This window comes from Colwellia sp. BRX8-4, assembly GCF_014077345.1.
Classification (GTDB): domain Bacteria; phylum Pseudomonadota; class Gammaproteobacteria; order Enterobacterales; family Alteromonadaceae; genus Colwellia_A.
The window spans coordinates 362,187-380,448 of the sequence record NZ_JACGVS010000002.1 but is presented as its reverse complement, the minus strand read 5'-3'; the positions used below and the strand labels follow the sequence as shown (position 1 = coordinate 380,448).

Here is an 18,262-nt window from a genome sequence, read left to right as displayed (position 1 = left end):
AGTTATTTATTAACTGCAGAAACAGCCTCATTGATAACAATGCTCTCATTATAATATTGTTCTACATGCTTTCTGGAATTTACTGATAACTGAAGAAGCTCATCATCAGTTAGTTTTAAAATTGTTAGCATCGAATTATATAAATCTGTAACATCTTTAACACGACATATGTAACCGTTATATTGGTTCTTAATGATATTCCGACAACCGGGAACATCTGTTGTGATAGATGGAAGACCCATTGCACCAGCTTCTAATAAGCTCCTTGGCATTCCTTCTCTATAAGAAGGTAAAACAACACAATCAGCTAAGGCGTAAACATTAGGCATATCATCACTTGAGCCTATCCATTTAATGTTAGAATTACGCTCCCACTCAAGTATTTTATCTTCACCTATAGCAGAAATATTGTCAGATGAAGCAAAGCCACATAATGTCAGAGAACACGGAAAATCCCTTTGGCTAATACAGTTAAAAGCTTCGATCAGCTCAATAATCCCCTTGTCTTTTAAAATACGGCCTGCAAATAAAAACTTGAATTTTTCAGTTTTCTCTTTACGCAAACTAGGATTAAACATATCAATATCAACCCCTGAGCCTGGTAACAAAATCAACTTGTCCTGCGGCACTAAATTATGCTGTAACAAAGTATCATAATCATCTGGATTTTGACAAAACACAGTTGAAGCGAAAGGTTGGCTAGTTTTATATAAAAACTTTACTATTTTTGACGTCATGTTGTTATGAATAAAAGCAGTGCCTAGCCCTGAAACATTATTAATAGCTTTCACTCTTAATAACTTGGCTGCCCATGTCCCATAAATATTATTTTTAACCGTAAAATTGAAACAATAAGCTGGACGATATTTTGAGAACAAACGAATGAACTGCAATACAATCATAAAGTCTTTTAATGGATTAGTTGACTTATTATTCATGAACAGTGGCTGCCAAATACAACCCAGCTCTTTAATTTTTTCAGAATAATCATCTGCTGGAGAAAAGCACACAACTTTATATCCTAAATCTATAAAAGTTTGAATTGTTGATCGCCTAAAGTTATAAAGATACCAAGAGGTATTAGCTGAAAAAACGATGACTTTCATTTTTACCCTTTTACTTTTGCATATAAAAATTCAAACATAGTTTTTAGCTGCTTTTCAATTGCATTTTCTTTTGCGTATTTATTACCCGCTTGCAAAATCTGGAAATATTTTTCATTATCCATATCTACTTCATTAATAAAATTAATAACGGCATCTAAATCATCAACATCACTAAGGAATCCATTGTTGTGTTGTAAAATATCGTTATTTGAACCTACACCATTAAAGGCTATAGGTATGGTAGAACGGCACATCATTTCTGGTAACGTTTTTGAAGTTCCCTCGGTATAACTAGGTAAAACAAAATACTTACTATTTGAGATTATTTCATCAAATGTCACTCTATCGTTTACATGACCATGCAGGGTTAAATTAGTTATGCCACACTTAATTAAGGTGTCTTTGACATGGGTAGTTTCTGGACCATCCCCCAATAAATGGAAAGAATATTTTCTTGATATTTTTTCTGACTTAGCTAACTCAATAAAAAAATTAAAATTCTTTAATTTTTCAATTCGTCCGATAAAACAAATACCTAATTTTTCACTTTTATCGGTAATAGTTTCAGGCACATCTTTATTAGCGTGCGTAGTTGAATAAAAAGCAAATCCCCTTTCTACGCGTTTAACATTTTTATTTAATAATGTTTTGCCAGTGAAAACACACAAATGGTTCTGAATAATTTTATTTTGTAATACAGGCAGGATTTTACTTAAATATAATTTTTCTGGGTAATTAAACTTAAGACTTTCTTGCCAATCCCCTGCAATGTAAAAACTAAGTTGCTTCTTGGGAATTAAATTCTTAACAATGAGGTATATCTGCATTGAATATAACGATGGCAACCTAAATTGCACATGAGCATCCTTATACTTGGCTAATATTTCCTTAAACCTTTTCCGAATAGAGAAAAACTCTTTAAAGACAATGCGCTTCTGTTTCGAATAATTCGATAACGAAAAATACTCAACACCATCAACATTAAACTCTTGTAATTGATCGCTAGACGAGAAATAGGTTACCGATTGATTATGTTCGAGATAATAGGTAAGAATCTCATTTAGTGCATTATTTCTTGTACCTTTCCCGACAATCAGTTCAGGTTCACTTATAACAATTAAGTTCATTTTACTTCCGGTATGTTTTTACTAGGGTTAAACTAAAGAGTACATGTGCTTAATTACTTTTAATTACAGCTATTAGATTTGCGACGATATAGCTCTAGCATCTTCAGATAATTATTATCTATATATAAATTAGACGCTCTAATACGCTCAACACAGTCTTCTTTACTTCTCTTACTGATGGGTTCAGTGTTTAAAATGTTATTAGCCCAATATTCTACAGAGCTTTTATCGATTGGAAGAAATTGAATAAAATCTGAAACATTAAGTTCCTCCGGTAGCTTTTTGGAAACAAGAGTATTCATACCATAATATTGTGATTCAATAGCTGCTAAGCCTAAACCTTCAAAATGCGATGGAAAAATGAAAACATTGGCCACATTACTCATAATTTGATGGACATCTTTTCTTTTACCAAGCAATATTACATCTTTATTCAGTTGGTATTTATTAATTTTATGAATAATATCCGCCTGTAAAGGGCCTGCGCCAATCAAGTAGCAGATAAAGTCGGTTTTTCTTGCTTTAAGTTCGCGACATATTTCGATTATAAATGCATGATTTTTTTGGTAAACAAAACTACCAACATTCATCAATGTAAATTTTCGTTTTTCTAAGTCTGACGAATATTCAGGTAAATTTAGCTCAAAACCCACACCGCATGGGATTAGTTCAAGGTCCGTTGAGGTGTTATACAATGAATCTGCAGCTAATTGACTGACCGCTATTTTTTGCGTCGAAAATATTTCAAGCAGGCTCCTAGATAATTTATGGTAAAACTTCCTAACAAAATTCGATTTATTATTAATATCAGATTTGTCATTATGACAATGGCTCACCCTTGTTTTTACACCAGCCAAATACGCAATCAGTAACACAACACCTGAAAAATGATATACGTGACTATGAACAACATCATATTGGTTATTTTTAAACTCACGGTATAATTGGAATAAATAGCTGATGATATTTCTCTTATTATATTCTAATTTTATTACATGCCCATCATTTTCAAGAATATCTTCTTCAAAAAAAACCTCATGTTTATTTTGCAATATAAAATCAAAAACAATCGGATCGCAAGCATTCTTATTAACATAAGTTAAATCAACCAACCACTTTTCGACTCCACCAGGCTCAAGACCTCTTAAAACATGCGCAACTTTCATTGTATATTCTCATTATAGATTTTAAAAACTTTACTACGTCTCATTCTTTTACTTTTTTAGGTATTAAACTAAGCATACTTTTTTTAAAAGATTTTTTAATAACAATCCAACCAGCAATGTAAACTAATAACCCATAAGGGCTAGTGTGAACCATAATTAATAAGATAAAAAGAAACATAAAAAACAGTTTTACATTAATTTTTTTTTGTTTATCAATATATTTAATAAAATAAGCAATGAATAAAAGTGATAGCGGTAAACCTAGAATGTGAAAATTAGACACAAATTCATCTAGGATACTTGTAGTAACAGACCAGCCCAGTAGACCAGCCCCCACTCGACCATAAAGTAAATTATTAGTGAAGTACTGGCTATAAGGATATGGTTTATTGGAATAGAAATCTCTAGGGTAATAATTAAGAATTGTCGAAATAAAACTTTGTCCGTGATATTCCATGATATCCCTACCATTAACTATGGTTTGGTAGATGGCGAATTGCATAGTGTCATCTCGACCTAACTCATGCCTTAAGTAAAAATATATCAAATCGTTATCTACCACCTTAGTTGAAAGCTTAATAAAATGCGCGTAACTGTAATAAGCAATAACCATTAAAACCATTGATATAGCAAATTTCAAAGTTGGTATTTTTTTCTTATCAGAAAAAAACACCTCTAACAAATAATATAGAGGGATAAATGAAAAAACTAAGCGCTTGTTATTCAGGTATATATCTAGCAGTAATATAAAAACATACACAATTCGTTTTCTTTGACTACATCTACTACCATCAGAAGCCCTCAAAACTAAAATTATAAAGCCTGAAATCATTGAAAAGAAGGCTACTTTGCCATAATAAAGTTTAGCTGCAGGATTAGTAACAGTTCTAATATCCCCATAGACCAAATAGTCTAAAGGGTTCGGTGATGAAATAAAATATAAAGATAAATATATGGCAAAGAATAAAAAAAAGCTCTTAATAACCAAAACAACTAAACTTTGTCTTTTTCTTCTCTCAACTAGAATATACTTCCGTTTTTTTTGAAAGTATGTAAATACTCCAATCACCGAAACCACATATAAAAGATAAATAATCACCGTCTCAAGGTTTTGAGTAGCGAGATAGAACGAATGGAATTTTTTTGGGTATATGGGAACGCCATAAATCACATCTAAGAGCAGATGTATTGAATAAAAAACAAAAAATATCGGATAAAGGATAACCGCAGCATTTATTTTCCCTTTTAGAAAGGATCGCAAAGAGTACTGTAATGGATATAAAGACAATGTAAAAACAATAGCTTTAAAAAAGTTAACCGCGTCCATAAGAACCTTGATACACTTTTTTATAGAACAAAATAGACAGTATTATTACTTGGAGGATAGAAACACCAGCTAATGCGTAGATAATATAATCTAAATTATGCATCTGAGCTGACAAATGCACAAATATGATACAGATTAAAAGTAATAATAGAAAAATTCGTGGTTGTGATTTAAATTCTTTTATTGCCGTAACGCAATAACCTAGATATGAAGCGATATAAGTTGTGAACATGTACAGTAAGATGGCTGTTATCGTACTAGTTTCCAAATTCAATTCATCACTATAAATCAACTTAACTGATTCCTTACCTAGAAAGTAAAAACCGATAGCAAAGACAAGTGAATATAAAAAAACACCTACTCCCCCCTTTAAAAAAATAGACTTAACCTGCGTAAAGTCATTATTATTGAATGCGATAGATATCTTAGGCGATATAACTTGAGACCAAGACTGGATAGCAATACCTGCTGCATTTACTAAATATAGATATGACACGAACATTCCAACATACTCAAACGACATTTCATTTTCTATAAAAAAACGAGGTAATACACTTCTTAAAGAAAGTAAAAAAGCGGTAATAGCTAACGGTAGCCCTAGGCTAAAATAGACATTAAGTGCCCTCTTTTTATCTTTTACATCTGAATTTTTAAACCTAAATTTATCAACAATGAAAAATGAAGCAGCATTACTAATGGCCATTGCTAAAGTGGAAAGGCTTAAGCTATGTGTCAAATACAGTGTAACAACAAAAGTAGCGGTATAAGTTAGAGAGCGTATGATTCTCGAGATTGCTATTTTGTAATGACTTTCACTCCGCTGATAAACCCCATATTGATATTCTGAAAAGCTTTCTATTATTTTATGTAAATAAATAAACACACCAAGTAACAAAAGTTCGGGATAAAAAACTACTAAAATACAAGAAGCAACTATAAGACCAGTCAATTGAGAAAAAAGAATAGCTTTCCCGAGTTTTAGCACCTCCTCTGTACCTGAAGTAAAAGTTATCTGTCTTATTCCAAAGTTAAAAAATACGTTTACAACAACAACAATACCTAATGCTGTAGCATACACCCCTGTTGCTTCAATTGATAAAAGTTTACTAATACACGCAATTATTAACCACTGGGTTAAAGCGTATACCAAAGAGCCTACAAATGACTGGCTAAATAGTTTCACAAGCATAAAAAAACCTTAATTCTAAGCAATTATTATATTAAAAAGCTTCATAATATCGCAGCAATAAACTTAAATGATAAAAGTTTATTTATTTTTGAATAAAAAATTTACAGCCCTAACCTAAATAACTACTTATTTAATATCAAAGCTTTATTAACCTTAATTATTTTCTAGAAATATAAAGTTAACATAACAAGGAATAGTCTTATTAATACCATCTTGGATTATGAACTCAGGCTAAAAACTAAGTAATGAACTGGCTTTAATAAGCGGCGTCAAATCAGGTTATTTGTGATCATAAATAGGTGTTGGCACGGTAACGAAATATACGTTATGTGCTTTTAAATCAACAGTTGAATCTAAATAGGTTAGTTTTAGTGTTTCTTGTAATTCATCGGCAGAGCATTCTAATGTCGAATCAATAACATCACGTAATTCACTTACACGAGCTTGGTTAATATCAAAGCCAACTTTAGTATATTTCTCACCAAGTTCAGCGGCTAGTGGTAGCCCTAAGTAACCAAGACCAATGATTGCTAGTTTTTTATTTTCTTTACCAAACATCTTAAAACTCTGTAAAAATCACTACATTTCAAATTGATAAACTACAGTTTAAAAACAATTATTGTTGAAAAAATTCAACATAAAAAAACCAGAACACACCCATTAAAAATTTTATTTACAATAACTTAACTATTCAACTAAAATTCACTGTCAATAGGCTTATCTACTTTACTCTTTCAAACTTTGTGATTTTTCTAATTATCACGACATAACAGGTAAACATGAAAATAAAACCTGTTAGCATAATCACATCTGGCACAGTAAAATATTCACCCACCAAACCAATTATTGACATTGCTACTGCAAATATAGAGATAACAACCAAAGTTTTACGAGAGCTATAACCTACACGTTGAAGTATATGGTGAAGGTGGTCTCTGTCTGGTTTGAAAGGCGATTTACCATTTTTATAACGTCGAACCACTATTGCTAACATATCCATTAATGGTACAGCGCAAATCCACAGCGCGGTTACAGGCCTAAATGAGGCGTTTTCATTTTGGGTCCCCATGGTTAATAACCAAATAACACTTAAACCAATGAACATGCTTCCTGCGTCACCCATGAATATTTTTCTTGCTTTGGACGCTAAACCTAAATTAAAAATTAAATAGGGGATAGTCGCCGTAGCAAGTATTAACGGGTAACTCACGTAATCGTTTTGACCACTCATAATAAATAATATAGCTATAGACGTAAAAGTATTAATACTTAAACTGCCAATTAAACCATCAATACCGTCAACCATATTAAAAGCATTGATAACAACAATAATACCGACATAGGTAAATATAATACCTACAGGGCCTAGTGTTACATCACCTAAACCAAACAAGTTACCTAAGTTTGAAATATAACCACCTACGCCATAAATCATTAGACTAGCGACAATAAGCTGCCCAATAATTCTAATACGTACTTTCAAGTCAAATTTGTCGTCTACCGCACCAATGAAAACCATCATTGCTGAGGCAATGAGGTACATACGAAGCTCTAAAGTATTAGGAAGCCATAAAAGGCTAGCCATAAGTACCGCTATGAAGATTGAAATTCCGCCAATAAGCGGAATATGTCCAGCATGCAATTTTCGCTCGCTTGGTTTGTCAACTAAGCCAACTTCTATTGCTACAGGTTTAAAGAACTTAATTGCGATAAAGGCAAAGCAAAAAGCGGTAAGTGCAGAGATAAATACTTCCATCATAATTTCATATTAGCTTACGCTAAATTTTCGTCCTTTGGTTTAGTCGATTTATTGTTCTTAGTAGAGTGTCTGATTAAAACGATAAGTACCGACAATATACCACCCAGCATTGTACCTAGTACTACAATTAATGCACGCTTAGGGCCAGACTTTTTTTCTGGTACTTGAGCAGGGTCAATCGTTTTTAAAACATATTCTGCTGAAACCTTAGTCAGCATCATATTTTTTGTTTGCTCTTCAATCAATTGATAAAAAACAGTTTCCATGGCACTTACTTCTGTTTTCTCAAGTTGTTTTGTTAAATAATCAATAGAAGACTGAGCTTCTTTTTCATCTTTTTCACGCATAAAGTCGTTAACGTCTTTAACTAGCCAAATTAGCCATTGTTTTGCTACATCAGGTGAATAGAATCCGACATCTATTGTTACTAGCGATGTTGCTTTATCTTGTGTAATGGAAAGTAATTTTAAAAGTTCTTGATAGGCTTCCCAAGAAGACGGTTCAGACTTTTTGGGGTATGAGGCTTCTCTTAACCATTTTTTATTTTTACTATCATAAATTTCTTTATTAATAACGAGAGAGTCTGTTGCTCTATTCCAATTTTCACTGGCCATCAACGGCACTAACAATTCATGTTTAATAATAAAGGTTTCAAGGAATGCGCGTGACTTTATAATTTCAAGAGCTAAAGCCGTTTTATCAGTTCCACCGCCACCTAAGCTAATTCCCGCAAGACTGGCTAAACCACCAAATTGTCCAGCAAGAGCCCCCATTCCACCGGCAGAATCTGATGAGGCTGGCGCTAATAAAATTGATGCTTTATAAACATCAGGTTTTGATAAGGCAAAAGCTATAGATGACACAGCAAATATAAATGAAATAACGATGATAATATATTTCCCTGACCATATAGCTCGCCATAATTCTGCTAAGTCAATTTCATCGTCTGAGTCATTCTTTTCGGCAAGTTGCTGAGAAAGCAAAAGTACTTCTGGAGAAAACTGTGTAGTGGATTGCTGAGTACTATTATTACTCGATTGATTCTGATTTGGCACTTGCAGATTTTCCATACTTAACTATTTGAATAACAATAGGACACTTCCCTATTAAAGCTTGCGGATTATACTGCATTAGATTTAGTTAAGCCACCGTTTTGCTGATCTTCAATGATGGTTTGCCATTGTTCTTGGCTACGTATAACTCTCATGATTATCTCCAAAATTAAGTTCGTAGATAAGACACCGGAGATCGATTATTAAAAATAGATGTCGTTAGCTATAAGCTTTCGAACGAGCTTGAAAAGGGTAATGTTAATTTAAATTACCAATAACCAAAAAAAACGGCTACATAGCCGTTTTTTTTTACCCGTGAATACAAATTTATCTCACTCCCAGCAACTCAAATGATTACTGGGTTTTATTCATAATTATAAACATATTAACGCGCTTGATAATATGCCTCTTTTAAGCGACTCGAATTTTCATAAATATATTCACTGCCTAAACGGTCATGATTATAAAAGGCACTATCAAGGTTATAAAACTGCTTAGTGTTATCACCAGTACCTGGTGTTAGTCTATTATGGTTTTTCCCAACGAGCGTACTCACTGAATAATTCCACTTAGGCTTACCTCTTACTTGAAAGTATTTATTATTGTAATCTTTACGTGGTGTTAACGGTATTGAAAAGCCAAGACCAATAAATTGATTAGCTTCTTCACCATCAATTTTTGTATTTTTATAGGTTAAATTTAACGACACATCACCAAACATTCTCTCTACTTTAAAGATTAAACCTTTATCGCGTTGCCAGTACTTTCCTACCTGTAGTTCAGCAGTCGCGTTAAGATGAGCGTTATAATATTTATATGTACCAATAAGAACCTCTCTTGGTTCAGGTTCTTTTGGCGACCTACAACGCAAAGCTAAAATATTACACCCAGCGTAAGCCCTGCCTGTTGGTACTAATTGGTTTTCATATCTTGCAGTGAAAAGGTTTAATTTATGAGCACCAGCAACACTTTGCCAACGAGCTTCATTCGCTACATAGTTATAAGTATCACGATAGCGACCAAAAAAAGTCATGTTTTTTACCGAATACGGTAATGAAAAGGTCTGATGAAAGCTATATTCTTTTAGTCCTGTTGTTTGCTTATCATCAGCGAAATATTGACCATCTTCAAAGTTCTTGGTTTCAGCAAACTGTGCAACATGTGCGGCGGTTAAAGCAGCACCGGGCCATAAGGGTAATTCAACGTGGCTAATTAGGGCTACAGATGCATCAAAGACGCCAAGTTCTGTACCAACTCTAGAGGCTATTCCTGGCCAAAAGGTAAAGCGTGGTTTTAGCCAAAAATTATTGCTATTATCAGCATCTTCCGAGGTCAACCGCTCAGTGGCAAAAGTATCCGTTGATATATCAATTTTTAAAGGCTTATCATCTCTTAAGAAGGCATCATATTCAGCAATACTGCCTTTTACGACTAAAGTTGAAATTTCTTGCTCTTTCAGTACTAACGTAAAGTACGAGTAATTATGATGTATATTTTTACTGATAATCCCTAGAATAACACCAAGCCCATCTATTTTGTTACGGTTATAAAGGTGATCTTCAAGTTCCACATAGACCGTATTTACATCAGCTTCAACAACCCTGATTGATTCAAAACCTTCTTTAACCAGTAATTTTCTTAACTGTAATCGTTCAAGTGCACCTGAGCGATAAGCATCATCTAACTCGACATCATTTATAGCTAATGCTACGTATTCACCCGTTTGTTCTAATTCACTATCAACTTTACCATGGTTTATCGGATCTCTTTTTGGCTGCGATGAATGAGTACCTGCGTCATAATCAAGCGGTATAGTTAACCCTATACCATAATAAACATCATCTTTTAATGCTTCGTTACTGCTAGAGATAAGTAGTTCAGTCGTTAATTGGATACCGCTGCTCAGCCACTGTTTAGGTGAAGATAAATGCATACCTAATTGAGTATCGGCTGCATCATATTCTGCTGAAAGCTTTACCCATTGATAAGGCTGCCATTCAACACCCGCAAAAACACCATCAAGGCGCCCTTGGTTTGAGTCGCTTTGTCCAATACCCAGTGAAATATTAACGTCTTCTAGGATATTTTTTGTCGCCACAGCATACTTAGCATCAAAATAGTTAGCTGCGCCACCCAGATCTTGAATACCTACCGCTAAACTAAACCAGTCCTTTGGAATAAAAGGAATACCTATTTTAATGTTGGCCGATAGATCTGTCGGGCTATTGCCACCATTGGGGGCTTGATAATCAGCTAACCGGGCTGATACTTCAACATACTTCCATAAACCGACACCAAAGTTATAATTATCACCGTTCCGATAACCATCAATTGTTTCAACTTGGTTACTGTATTTCAGGTAAAGCGTACCTTCATCAAACAATGTTGCTGTAGGGGTATTTATTAGTCCGCTATACCCTTGAAAAGACATAGTTGCCTCAGGTTCAGCGGCAGTAATAAAACAAGGCAGTAAAGCCAATACAAACAAAATACGGTGCTTCATTTTAATAAATCCTAACAAGGTTAATTCTAACTATTGATAATAAGAGGTCGTAGAGCAAAATAGTTCCAGGTGCTGTATCACTTGGCTCGACAAAAATCATAGGGTTTGTGGTGCTATAACTAGAAAAAACCATTCTGAGCATTCAACCCCGAATGGCTTTTAAATCACAATAACGAAAAACAGCCACATTTTAATGACCACTTAAACAGCAAGCCATTACTTTAACGTATTGACGTATTAAGTGACTTTTTTCAACTCGATAATTTCAGCTGTTTTCAACGGCCCTTTTTCTTTTTGTAGCCACACTAAATCACATATTCCATCGGTGGGGTTAAATCCTGTTGGGGCCTTAAGCAATATCTCACGAATTAACTCATGGTCGAACGCATGACAGGCATTATCGAGTTTTTTTAGCAAGGGTTCTAGCTCATGCCAATCAAGCATGGCTTCTTGTGCACTCATAATACGCTCATGAATAGTCCCTGAAACGTTATCACCTATAAGAAGTTCTTCATAAAGCTTCTCACCAGGCCTTAACCCAGTACATTTAATAACAATGTCACCGTTAGGCTTGTTATCAGATTTAACCGAAAAACCACTCAAGTGAATAATTTTACAGGCTAGGTCATAAATTTTTACTGGCTCGCCCATATCAAGTACAAATACATCTCCACCTGTGCCCATAGCACCGGCTTGAATAACAAGTTGAGAGGCTTCAGGTATCGTCATAAAATAACGAGTAATATCTGGGTGCGTTAACGTTAGCGGACCACCGCCCTTAATTTGCTTTCTAAATAAAGGAACCACAGATCCAGACGAACCTAAAACATTACCAAAGCGAACCATACAAAAACGCGTGGTATCTTGTGTTTTAGACAACGCTTGGAGTACCAACTCAGCCACACGTTTAGTCGTACCCATTATATTGGTGGGTCTAACGGCTTTATCGGTAGAAATTAATACAAAAGTCTCAACATTGGCATTTATGGCAGCACGCGCTGCATGATAAGTACCGAAAACATTATTTCTAACACCTTCAACAACATTATGCTCAACCAATGGTACATGCTTGTATGCCGCAGCATGGTAAACAGTTTGTACAGCAAAACTTTTCATCACAGTTTCAATGCGATTAACTCTTTGCACTGAGCCCATAATAGGCAATACTTCTACGATTAAACCGTGTGTTAATTTGTATTCATTAAGCTCTTTATCAATGGTATACAAACCAAACTCAGACGACTCAAATAAAACCAGTTTAGCTGGCTTTAGCCTAATAATTTGACGACATAATTCAGAGCCAATAGAACCACCAGCGCCAGTAACCATGACAATTTTACCCGCGACATTAGCATTCATTAACTCAGGTTTAGGCTCTACTGGATCACGGCCTAATAAATCTTCAACACCAACGTCTTTAAATTCTTCAAGGTTAGCCTTACCGTCAACAACATCAGCCATGCCAGGAATAGTTAATACCTGAATACCTAGTGAGTCAATTTTACTCAACACTTCTTTACGACGTGATCTTGAAGCACTGGGCATAGCTAATAATATTTTTTCTATCTTTTTACTTTTGACTAGGCTTGGTATTGCATCGGGGGCATAAACATGAATACCTTGAATAACGGTTCTTTGCAATGCAACATCATCATCAACAAAAGCGACAGCATGATATTCAGGCCCTTGTGATAAAGCGGTTGATAACTGACGTCCTGCAGAGCCCGCACCATAAATTAAGACTGAGTTTTTCTTATGCCAGCGTGGGTGGCTAATAACCGCCCTTACGCCAACTCTTGAACCGCCAATCAATATCAAACATAAACTAAAGAAAATAAAAGGAACAGTGCGAGGCATAGCAACTGTAAAGAAGAAAGAAAAACCAATGATTAATACCGCAGAAAAAACACTGCCTAGCCCAATAGCCCAAATAGCTTGCATATTCATATAACGTAGAACAGCACGATACAGACCTAGTTTTACAAAAACGAGTAAACTAAACGGCAGCACACAGGAAAAAACTAGCCAGTAATCTTGCTTAAATAGAGGAGAGAAGCTTTCAAGTCGCATGAACAATGCGAACCAAAAGGCTAAAAATAAAAATACTGAATCTATTAATAGTGAAATGGCGCGCTTATAGGGGCGTGGTAATTTCAAAACTGATTGAATCAAAGTCACTAACTAATTCCTTTTATAAATTAAAATACATTTTCTTTTTAAAGAACGATCTAGTATAAACTAAAACAACCGAAATTTAACTGAAAATAAATGCATCCCTGTACATTTACACAACAATTAGCTTTCTATATTGAGGGAGTACGAGGGACTAATCAGTTAGCGTGTTACTCTGAAATGTCGCTTACTGTTTCGTATAATGTGGTTCGATTACGACTTGTATAAGTAAACTTATAAACTGTTATCTTCGAAGTATCTGACGACGTTCAGCTTCCTTTGCTTTAGTTATTCAGGCTATCTCTTAAGCCTGAATAACTAAAGCAAAGGAAGCATAACTAAAAATCCTGCCCCCAGATTAAGTTACCTCAGGAATAATCAATGTGAATCTGTTATTCCCGTTATCTCATATGCCGATGTGGAACAGATGTTACTAATTAGAGGATTTAGGAGAAATCATCCTGAATCCACCAAGCCAATTTACCGTCATTCCCGAGTTTTCTTATCGGGAATCAAGTCCGAGCTCTTCCCATGTAATTCATCACTATCTTACTCAGAATTCACTATTTTTTACTAGCCAAACCAAACACCTGCTTAATAACACTAACAGTTTTATCAACTTCATCTTGAGTCAATGTAGGATGAACTAAAAACATCAAACTGGTTTCACCTAATTCAACGGCATTAGACAAACGCTTTTCAGGCCTAAAACCCGTATTATCAAAAGCCTTTTCTAAGTAAACTTCTGAGCAACTCCCTTGAAAACAAGGGACACCTGCAGCAACTATTTCATTAACAATACGATCACGATCCCAACCATTAGCTAAAAGATCAGGTTTAATAAACATATAATGCTTATATTCAGCATGTTCACTGTATTCCGGTACTTCAACTAAGCGCACCATATCAAAAGCACTTACCGCTTCATCTAATTGTTTGGCATAAGCTTGGCGAGATTGAGTCCAAGACGTCATGCGAGTTATTTGAATACGCCCAATAGCAGCTTGCATTTCTGTCATACGCCAATTGGTACCAAAACTTTCATGCAACCACCTAAAACCTGGTGGATGTTCTTTGTTGTAAATAGCATCCCACGATTTACCATGGTCTTTATACGCCCACATGGTTTTCCATAATGTTTCATCATTAGTGGTAACCATGCCACCTTCACCACCGGTAGACATAATTTTATCTTGGCAAAAAGACCAAGCGCCAACATGACCAATAGAGCCGACACTACGCCCTTTATATTTTGCACCATGTGCTTGGGCACAATCTTCAATCACATAAAAACCGTGCTTTGCACTTAATGCCATGATCTCATCCATTTCAGCAGGCATACCGGCTAAATGAACCACTATTACAGCTTTAGTATTTTCATTTAGAACAGCCTCAATGCTTTCAGCTGTAATATTTTGGCTATTCAAATCAACATCAGCAAAAACAGGTTTTGCACCTGCCGTTACAATGCTTGAAGCCGAAGCTAAAAAAGTACGCGGTGTGGTAATTACTTCATCTCCAGCACCTATATACATAGCCTTTAAAGCAATATCTAGGGCTAAGGTGCCATTACCTAATGCAACGGCATATTTACTATCAGCAAAGCTAGCGAATTCTTTTTCAAATTCACGGCCTTCTTGACCAGTCCAATAATTCACTTTATTTGATAATAGAACGTTTTGTACTGCATCAGCCTCTTCTTGTGTGAAGCGAGGCCAAGGCGAGAATTTTGTATTTAACATTATCTTTCCAGAACTGTTTTTAAAATAAATTTTATGTCTGTATAAAAAGAGTATTTTGAAATATACTCCTTATTAATCTTGACCTTATCAGGCCAAATAACAGTGTCATTATAAAATTTCGGGTCTGTTTGGTGAGCCAAAAGCTCTTCTTCATTTTTATATTTAATTGAAGCTGGACCGGTGATTCCCGGCTTAATTGTTAATACAATTCTATCGTCACCTTCAAGTAAATCAGCATATCCTGGAACATCTGGTCGAGGTCCAACAAAGCTCATGGTGCCAAAAAGAACATTAACTAATTGAGGTAATTCATCGACTTTAAACTTCCTCATATATATTCCTGTTTTTGAAATTTCAGCTTGGACATTTGCTGTAATACTATCCCTTGTTCCGGATACAGCATCGTACATAGTCTTAATCTTAAAAACTTTAATTTTTACAGCATCTTTGCCGACACGTTTTTGGACAAATAAACCAAAACTTTTAGTGTCTATACTTGCGACAATAAGAGCTATCATGATTAGAGGGCTACATATTATGAGTAGCACAAATGAAAGTAAAATATCAAATATACGTTTAATTGCAGAATCAATTTTAGTCAATGCTCAATACTCTTATATTTTTTTTGCTAAGAAGTAGAATTTACTCATTATTTTTTTCAGTATTTTAGATTTTGATGCTAAAAGCGCAACTCTCCGAATGATGATAAATCTAGCTTTTGCAAAGCTTGCAAGAAAGCTACTATTAACCCACCGATGAGGGTGGGTACTAATAATGACAGATCCATTGGACTGAGTAAGGTTCGTCAACTCATCAATATTTGCAATTGCAACATCCTGAGATGGATTCTGGTCGTTTCCAACAATATCCGTAATCACCTTAAAACCAAAACCTGCATCTGATACATATTTATAATCAGATTTGATTTTTTCTTTCCCTTGAACTACTAGGTCAAAAATATTGGAAAAATGAGATGCTACTTTTGTATCACGGAAAAAATCCTTATTGGAATTCCAACCATTCCTATTCATTAAAGGATTTCCGTGAGGACAAACAGATGTCACAGGGAAGCCTGCATCTTCAAATTTTATAACCGTCTCAGCAAATTCATCAATTGCAAGCTTCATATCACCTGTGTTTGCGTCCAGTACATCATAGTGGTAAGTAACTTCATGACCTAGTTTTGCAATAGAGTGCAGTAAGGCTTTGTTTCCTTCAAGTAAGTCTGATTGCACAAAATATGTAGCACGAATTGAGTACCTAGCTTCAATAACAGCAATTTGGTATGCACGCTCTACATTTGTCTCTACATCATGCTTAATTGAAATCCAAATTTCTGTTTTCAATTTATCTGGCAGTTCAGATATCGTAACACACCGTGATGAATCTATTGTTGAACAGAAACGATCCCACTCCCTATGTAGTAGCTTCATCCTAATTTATTCTCTGCATCATAAATATCTTGTAAAATACCTGTGAATTTCGTTGAAGAAACCTCTTTTGTATATTCAAAATAAACGACACCCGCACCATGCTTATTAAGCTCGGCTTCAACCTCGTTGAATAAAGGAGATCCTTTCCAGTCATCACCGACAAACATAAGATCATATTGAATCTCATGAAACTGCTTGATTTTGTCTCTATGCGACTGCACCACAACCTCATCAACCACATCTAACCCATTCACAATTTCATAGCGGTGCTCGAAGGGAATAATCGGGGTCTTATCTTTATATGACTGAACAAGCTCATCAGAGCTCACCCCAACGATTAAATAATCACAGTGTCGTTTTGCTTTTTTTAACAGGTGAAGGTGCCCAATATGGAACATATCAAAAACACCTGTAGTATAACCAACAGTTTTTTTCATTCTTTATCAACCTATCTATCTAGTTACGAAGAGAATCTAATAACTCTTCAAATTCATTATTTACAACTTCATAGTCAAAGCTATTTTTGGCCGTTTCAATAGCACTAAGAGATACTTTATTCCTATATGATTCATCATCTGCATATCGAACAATTGCATTTGAGTAATCTTCTGGAGATTCTGGCTTAACTGATTGACCAGCCCCTGAAGATTCGATCAGTTTACCTATTTCACCGCCAACCCCTACTACTGTAGGTACACCATAAGACATCAGTTCAAAAGTTTTAGACGGAAACACATTTTTAAATATTTGTAAATCTTGTAAAGGAACAATGGCACAACCTGCAAAAATATAATAGCGTCTGATTTCATCACGCGTTACAGGAGATAAGAATTTAATATTAGATAGCCCTAATGAGGAAGCATACTCAACAACTCTGTCCTTATCAGGCCCTGATCCTATGAAGTAAAAGACAATATCATCCCTTTTTTTGAGAAGAGAGGCTGCATCTACTAAGGTAGTAAGATTTTGGGCATGCCCGTGTAAACCACCATATAATACGCAGAATTTTCCATGGTCAATTTCTTGAAATGGACTAACACCTACTCTCTCCAAATCATTATCAGCAGGTATCGCTACACCACAAGGTATATACTTAATAGGTGTATTCTGCTTTGGTATTTTACTACGTACTATGTCGACCATGCCTGGGGTAGCGACGGTGATCAATGAAGCATTTTTATAAAGTAACAATTCAATCCACTCAAGGATCGAAATTATCTTCTTGTTATTAATACTGCCCATTTGAACTGCCGATTCAGGCCAAATATCGCGAACATCTAGTACAAACTTTGCACCTTTTAACTTAGCAACAATTAAGCCAGCTAAGGCTGCAAAAATAGGAGGGCTTGTCGCTATCACAACATCAGGCGATTTTATAAAAACACCTTTCAATATGCCAGTAAAAAGATAAGACGTATAGTTTAAAATTCGCTTAATATTACTTTTATTATTTGAAGGAACAACAATAACATTGTGAATATTTACTCCATCTTGCCTACTTCTTTTGAAAAGTGAATACCATTTTCGATCGATAAACTTCCCGCTTGGGAAGTTTGCAAAACCGCATATAACGTCTACTTTTTCAATTTTCTCTCCTTTAGCAAGAAACTTGGCCAAAGAACCAAACATAAACCCGCTAGGCTCCATTTCAGGAGGGAAAAATTGAGAAAAAATTACTACTTTCAT

General features: G+C 35.0%; 15 protein-coding genes. All 15 read right to left on the bottom strand.

What is annotated here, in order from left to right; genetic code table 11:
- Positions 1 to 2: 2 nt before the first annotated feature.
- The 15 genes from H4J56_RS03475 to H4J56_RS03405 all read right to left on the bottom strand — a co-directional run bounded on the left by H4J56_RS03475 (position 3) and on the right by H4J56_RS03405 (position 18,262).
- Positions 3 to 1,106 carry a glycosyltransferase family 4 protein gene (locus tag H4J56_RS03475; protein WP_182258878.1) on the bottom strand — a complete coding sequence of 368 codons (1,104 nt, stop codon included), beginning with the start codon at positions 1,104 to 1,106 and terminating at the stop codon, positions 3 to 5.
- A 2-nt stretch (positions 1,107 to 1,108) separates the two neighbouring features.
- Entirely contained in the window at positions 1,109 to 2,233 is a 1,125-nt protein-coding gene (locus H4J56_RS03470) for a glycosyltransferase (protein ID WP_182258877.1), read from the bottom strand.
- A gap of 59 nt (positions 2,234 to 2,292) precedes the next feature.
- On the bottom strand, positions 2,293 to 3,399 hold the full coding sequence (locus tag H4J56_RS03465) for a glycosyltransferase (RefSeq protein ID WP_182258876.1): 1,107 nt from the start codon (positions 3,397 to 3,399) through the stop codon (positions 2,293 to 2,295).
- 40 nt (positions 3,400 to 3,439) lie between these two features.
- Entirely contained in the window at positions 3,440 to 4,726 is a 1,287-nt protein-coding gene (locus H4J56_RS03460; RefSeq protein WP_182258875.1) for a hypothetical protein, read from the bottom strand.
- Positions 4,713 to 5,915 carry a lipopolysaccharide biosynthesis protein gene (locus H4J56_RS03455; protein ID WP_182258874.1) on the bottom strand — a complete coding sequence of 401 codons (1,203 nt, stop codon included), beginning with the start codon at positions 5,913 to 5,915 and terminating at the stop codon, positions 4,713 to 4,715. The genes H4J56_RS03460 and H4J56_RS03455 overlap by 14 nt, the downstream gene beginning before the upstream one ends.
- Positions 5,916 to 6,194: 279 nt before the next feature.
- Complete coding sequence (locus H4J56_RS03450; protein ID WP_182258873.1) at positions 6,195 to 6,473, bottom strand: hypothetical protein; 279 nt, start codon at positions 6,471 to 6,473, stop codon at positions 6,195 to 6,197.
- A gap of 163 nt (positions 6,474 to 6,636) precedes the next feature.
- Positions 6,637 to 7,671: a UDP-N-acetylglucosamine--undecaprenyl-phosphate N-acetylglucosaminephosphotransferase gene (gene wecA, locus H4J56_RS03445; RefSeq protein WP_182258872.1), complete on the bottom strand. Its 1,035-nt coding sequence runs from the start codon at positions 7,669 to 7,671 to the stop codon at positions 6,637 to 6,639.
- A gap of 17 nt (positions 7,672 to 7,688) precedes the next feature.
- Complete coding sequence (locus H4J56_RS03440; RefSeq protein WP_182258871.1) at positions 7,689 to 8,744, bottom strand: Wzz/FepE/Etk N-terminal domain-containing protein; 1,056 nt, start codon at positions 8,742 to 8,744, stop codon at positions 7,689 to 7,691.
- 367 nt (positions 8,745 to 9,111) lie between these two features.
- The gene (locus H4J56_RS03435) at positions 9,112 to 11,229 is read right to left on the bottom strand and encodes a YjbH domain-containing protein (RefSeq protein ID WP_182258870.1); all 2,118 of its coding nucleotides are present in this window, start codon (positions 11,227 to 11,229) and stop codon (positions 9,112 to 9,114) included.
- A gap of 237 nt (positions 11,230 to 11,466) precedes the next feature.
- Positions 11,467 to 13,407 carry a nucleoside-diphosphate sugar epimerase/dehydratase gene (locus H4J56_RS03430; RefSeq protein ID WP_182258869.1) on the bottom strand — a complete coding sequence of 647 codons (1,941 nt, stop codon included), beginning with the start codon at positions 13,405 to 13,407 and terminating at the stop codon, positions 11,467 to 11,469.
- A 557-nt stretch (positions 13,408 to 13,964) separates the two neighbouring features.
- A complete protein-coding gene (locus H4J56_RS03425; RefSeq protein ID WP_182258868.1) occupies positions 13,965 to 15,143 on the bottom strand; it encodes a DegT/DnrJ/EryC1/StrS aminotransferase family protein in 1,179 nt (392 codons plus the stop codon).
- Positions 15,143 to 15,745, bottom strand: a complete 603-nt coding sequence (locus tag H4J56_RS03420; protein ID WP_182258867.1) for a sugar transferase — start codon at positions 15,743 to 15,745, stop codon at positions 15,143 to 15,145. Before H4J56_RS03420 ends, H4J56_RS03425 begins: the two co-directional genes overlap by 1 nt.
- 12 nt (positions 15,746 to 15,757) lie before the next feature.
- Positions 15,758 to 16,489, bottom strand: a complete 732-nt coding sequence (locus H4J56_RS03415; RefSeq protein WP_182258866.1) for a hypothetical protein — start codon at positions 16,487 to 16,489, stop codon at positions 15,758 to 15,760.
- 83 nt (positions 16,490 to 16,572) lie between these two features.
- Positions 16,573 to 17,013 carry an adenylyltransferase/cytidyltransferase family protein gene (locus H4J56_RS03410; RefSeq protein ID WP_182258865.1) on the bottom strand — a complete coding sequence of 147 codons (441 nt, stop codon included), beginning with the start codon at positions 17,011 to 17,013 and terminating at the stop codon, positions 16,573 to 16,575.
- Between the two features lie 19 nt (positions 17,014 to 17,032).
- Positions 17,033 to 18,262, bottom strand: a complete 1,230-nt coding sequence (locus tag H4J56_RS03405; RefSeq protein ID WP_182258864.1) for a glycosyltransferase family 4 protein — start codon at positions 18,260 to 18,262, stop codon at positions 17,033 to 17,035.

What these genes read in the sequence shown, in the direction of transcription:
- H4J56_RS03410 (WP_182258865.1), bottom strand. Translation starts at nt 17,013, where the DNA reads ATGAAAAAAACTGTTGGTTATACTACAGGTGTTTTTGATATGTTCCAT.
- H4J56_RS03435 (WP_182258870.1), bottom strand. Translation starts at nt 11,229, where the DNA reads ATGAAGCACCGTATTTTGTTTGTATTGGCTTTACTGCCTTGTTTTATT.
- H4J56_RS03450 (WP_182258873.1), bottom strand. Translation starts at nt 6,473, where the DNA reads ATGTTTGGTAAAGAAAATAAAAAACTAGCAATCATTGGTCTTGGTTAC.
- H4J56_RS03460 (WP_182258875.1), bottom strand. Translation starts at nt 4,726, where the DNA reads ATGGACGCGGTTAACTTTTTTAAAGCTATTGTTTTTACATTGTCTTTA.
- H4J56_RS03440 (WP_182258871.1), bottom strand. Translation starts at nt 8,744, where the DNA reads ATGGAAAATCTGCAAGTGCCAAATCAGAATCAATCGAGTAATAATAGT.
- H4J56_RS03455 (WP_182258874.1), bottom strand. Translation starts at nt 5,915, where the DNA reads ATGCTTGTGAAACTATTTAGCCAGTCATTTGTAGGCTCTTTGGTATAC.
- H4J56_RS03475 (WP_182258878.1), bottom strand. Translation starts at nt 1,106, where the DNA reads ATGAAAGTCATCGTTTTTTCAGCTAATACCTCTTGGTATCTTTATAAC.
- H4J56_RS03425 (WP_182258868.1), bottom strand. Translation starts at nt 15,143, where the DNA reads ATGTTAAATACAAAATTCTCGCCTTGGCCTCGCTTCACACAAGAAGAG.
- H4J56_RS03470 (WP_182258877.1), bottom strand. Translation starts at nt 2,233, where the DNA reads ATGAACTTAATTGTTATAAGTGAACCTGAACTGATTGTCGGGAAAGGT.
- wecA (WP_182258872.1), bottom strand. Translation starts at nt 7,671, where the DNA reads ATGGAAGTATTTATCTCTGCACTTACCGCTTTTTGCTTTGCCTTTATC.
- H4J56_RS03465 (WP_182258876.1), bottom strand. Translation starts at nt 3,399, where the DNA reads ATGAAAGTTGCGCATGTTTTAAGAGGTCTTGAGCCTGGTGGAGTCGAA.
- H4J56_RS03405 (WP_182258864.1), bottom strand. Translation starts at nt 18,262, where the DNA reads ATGAAAGTAGTAATTTTTTCTCAATTTTTCCCTCCTGAAATGGAGCCT.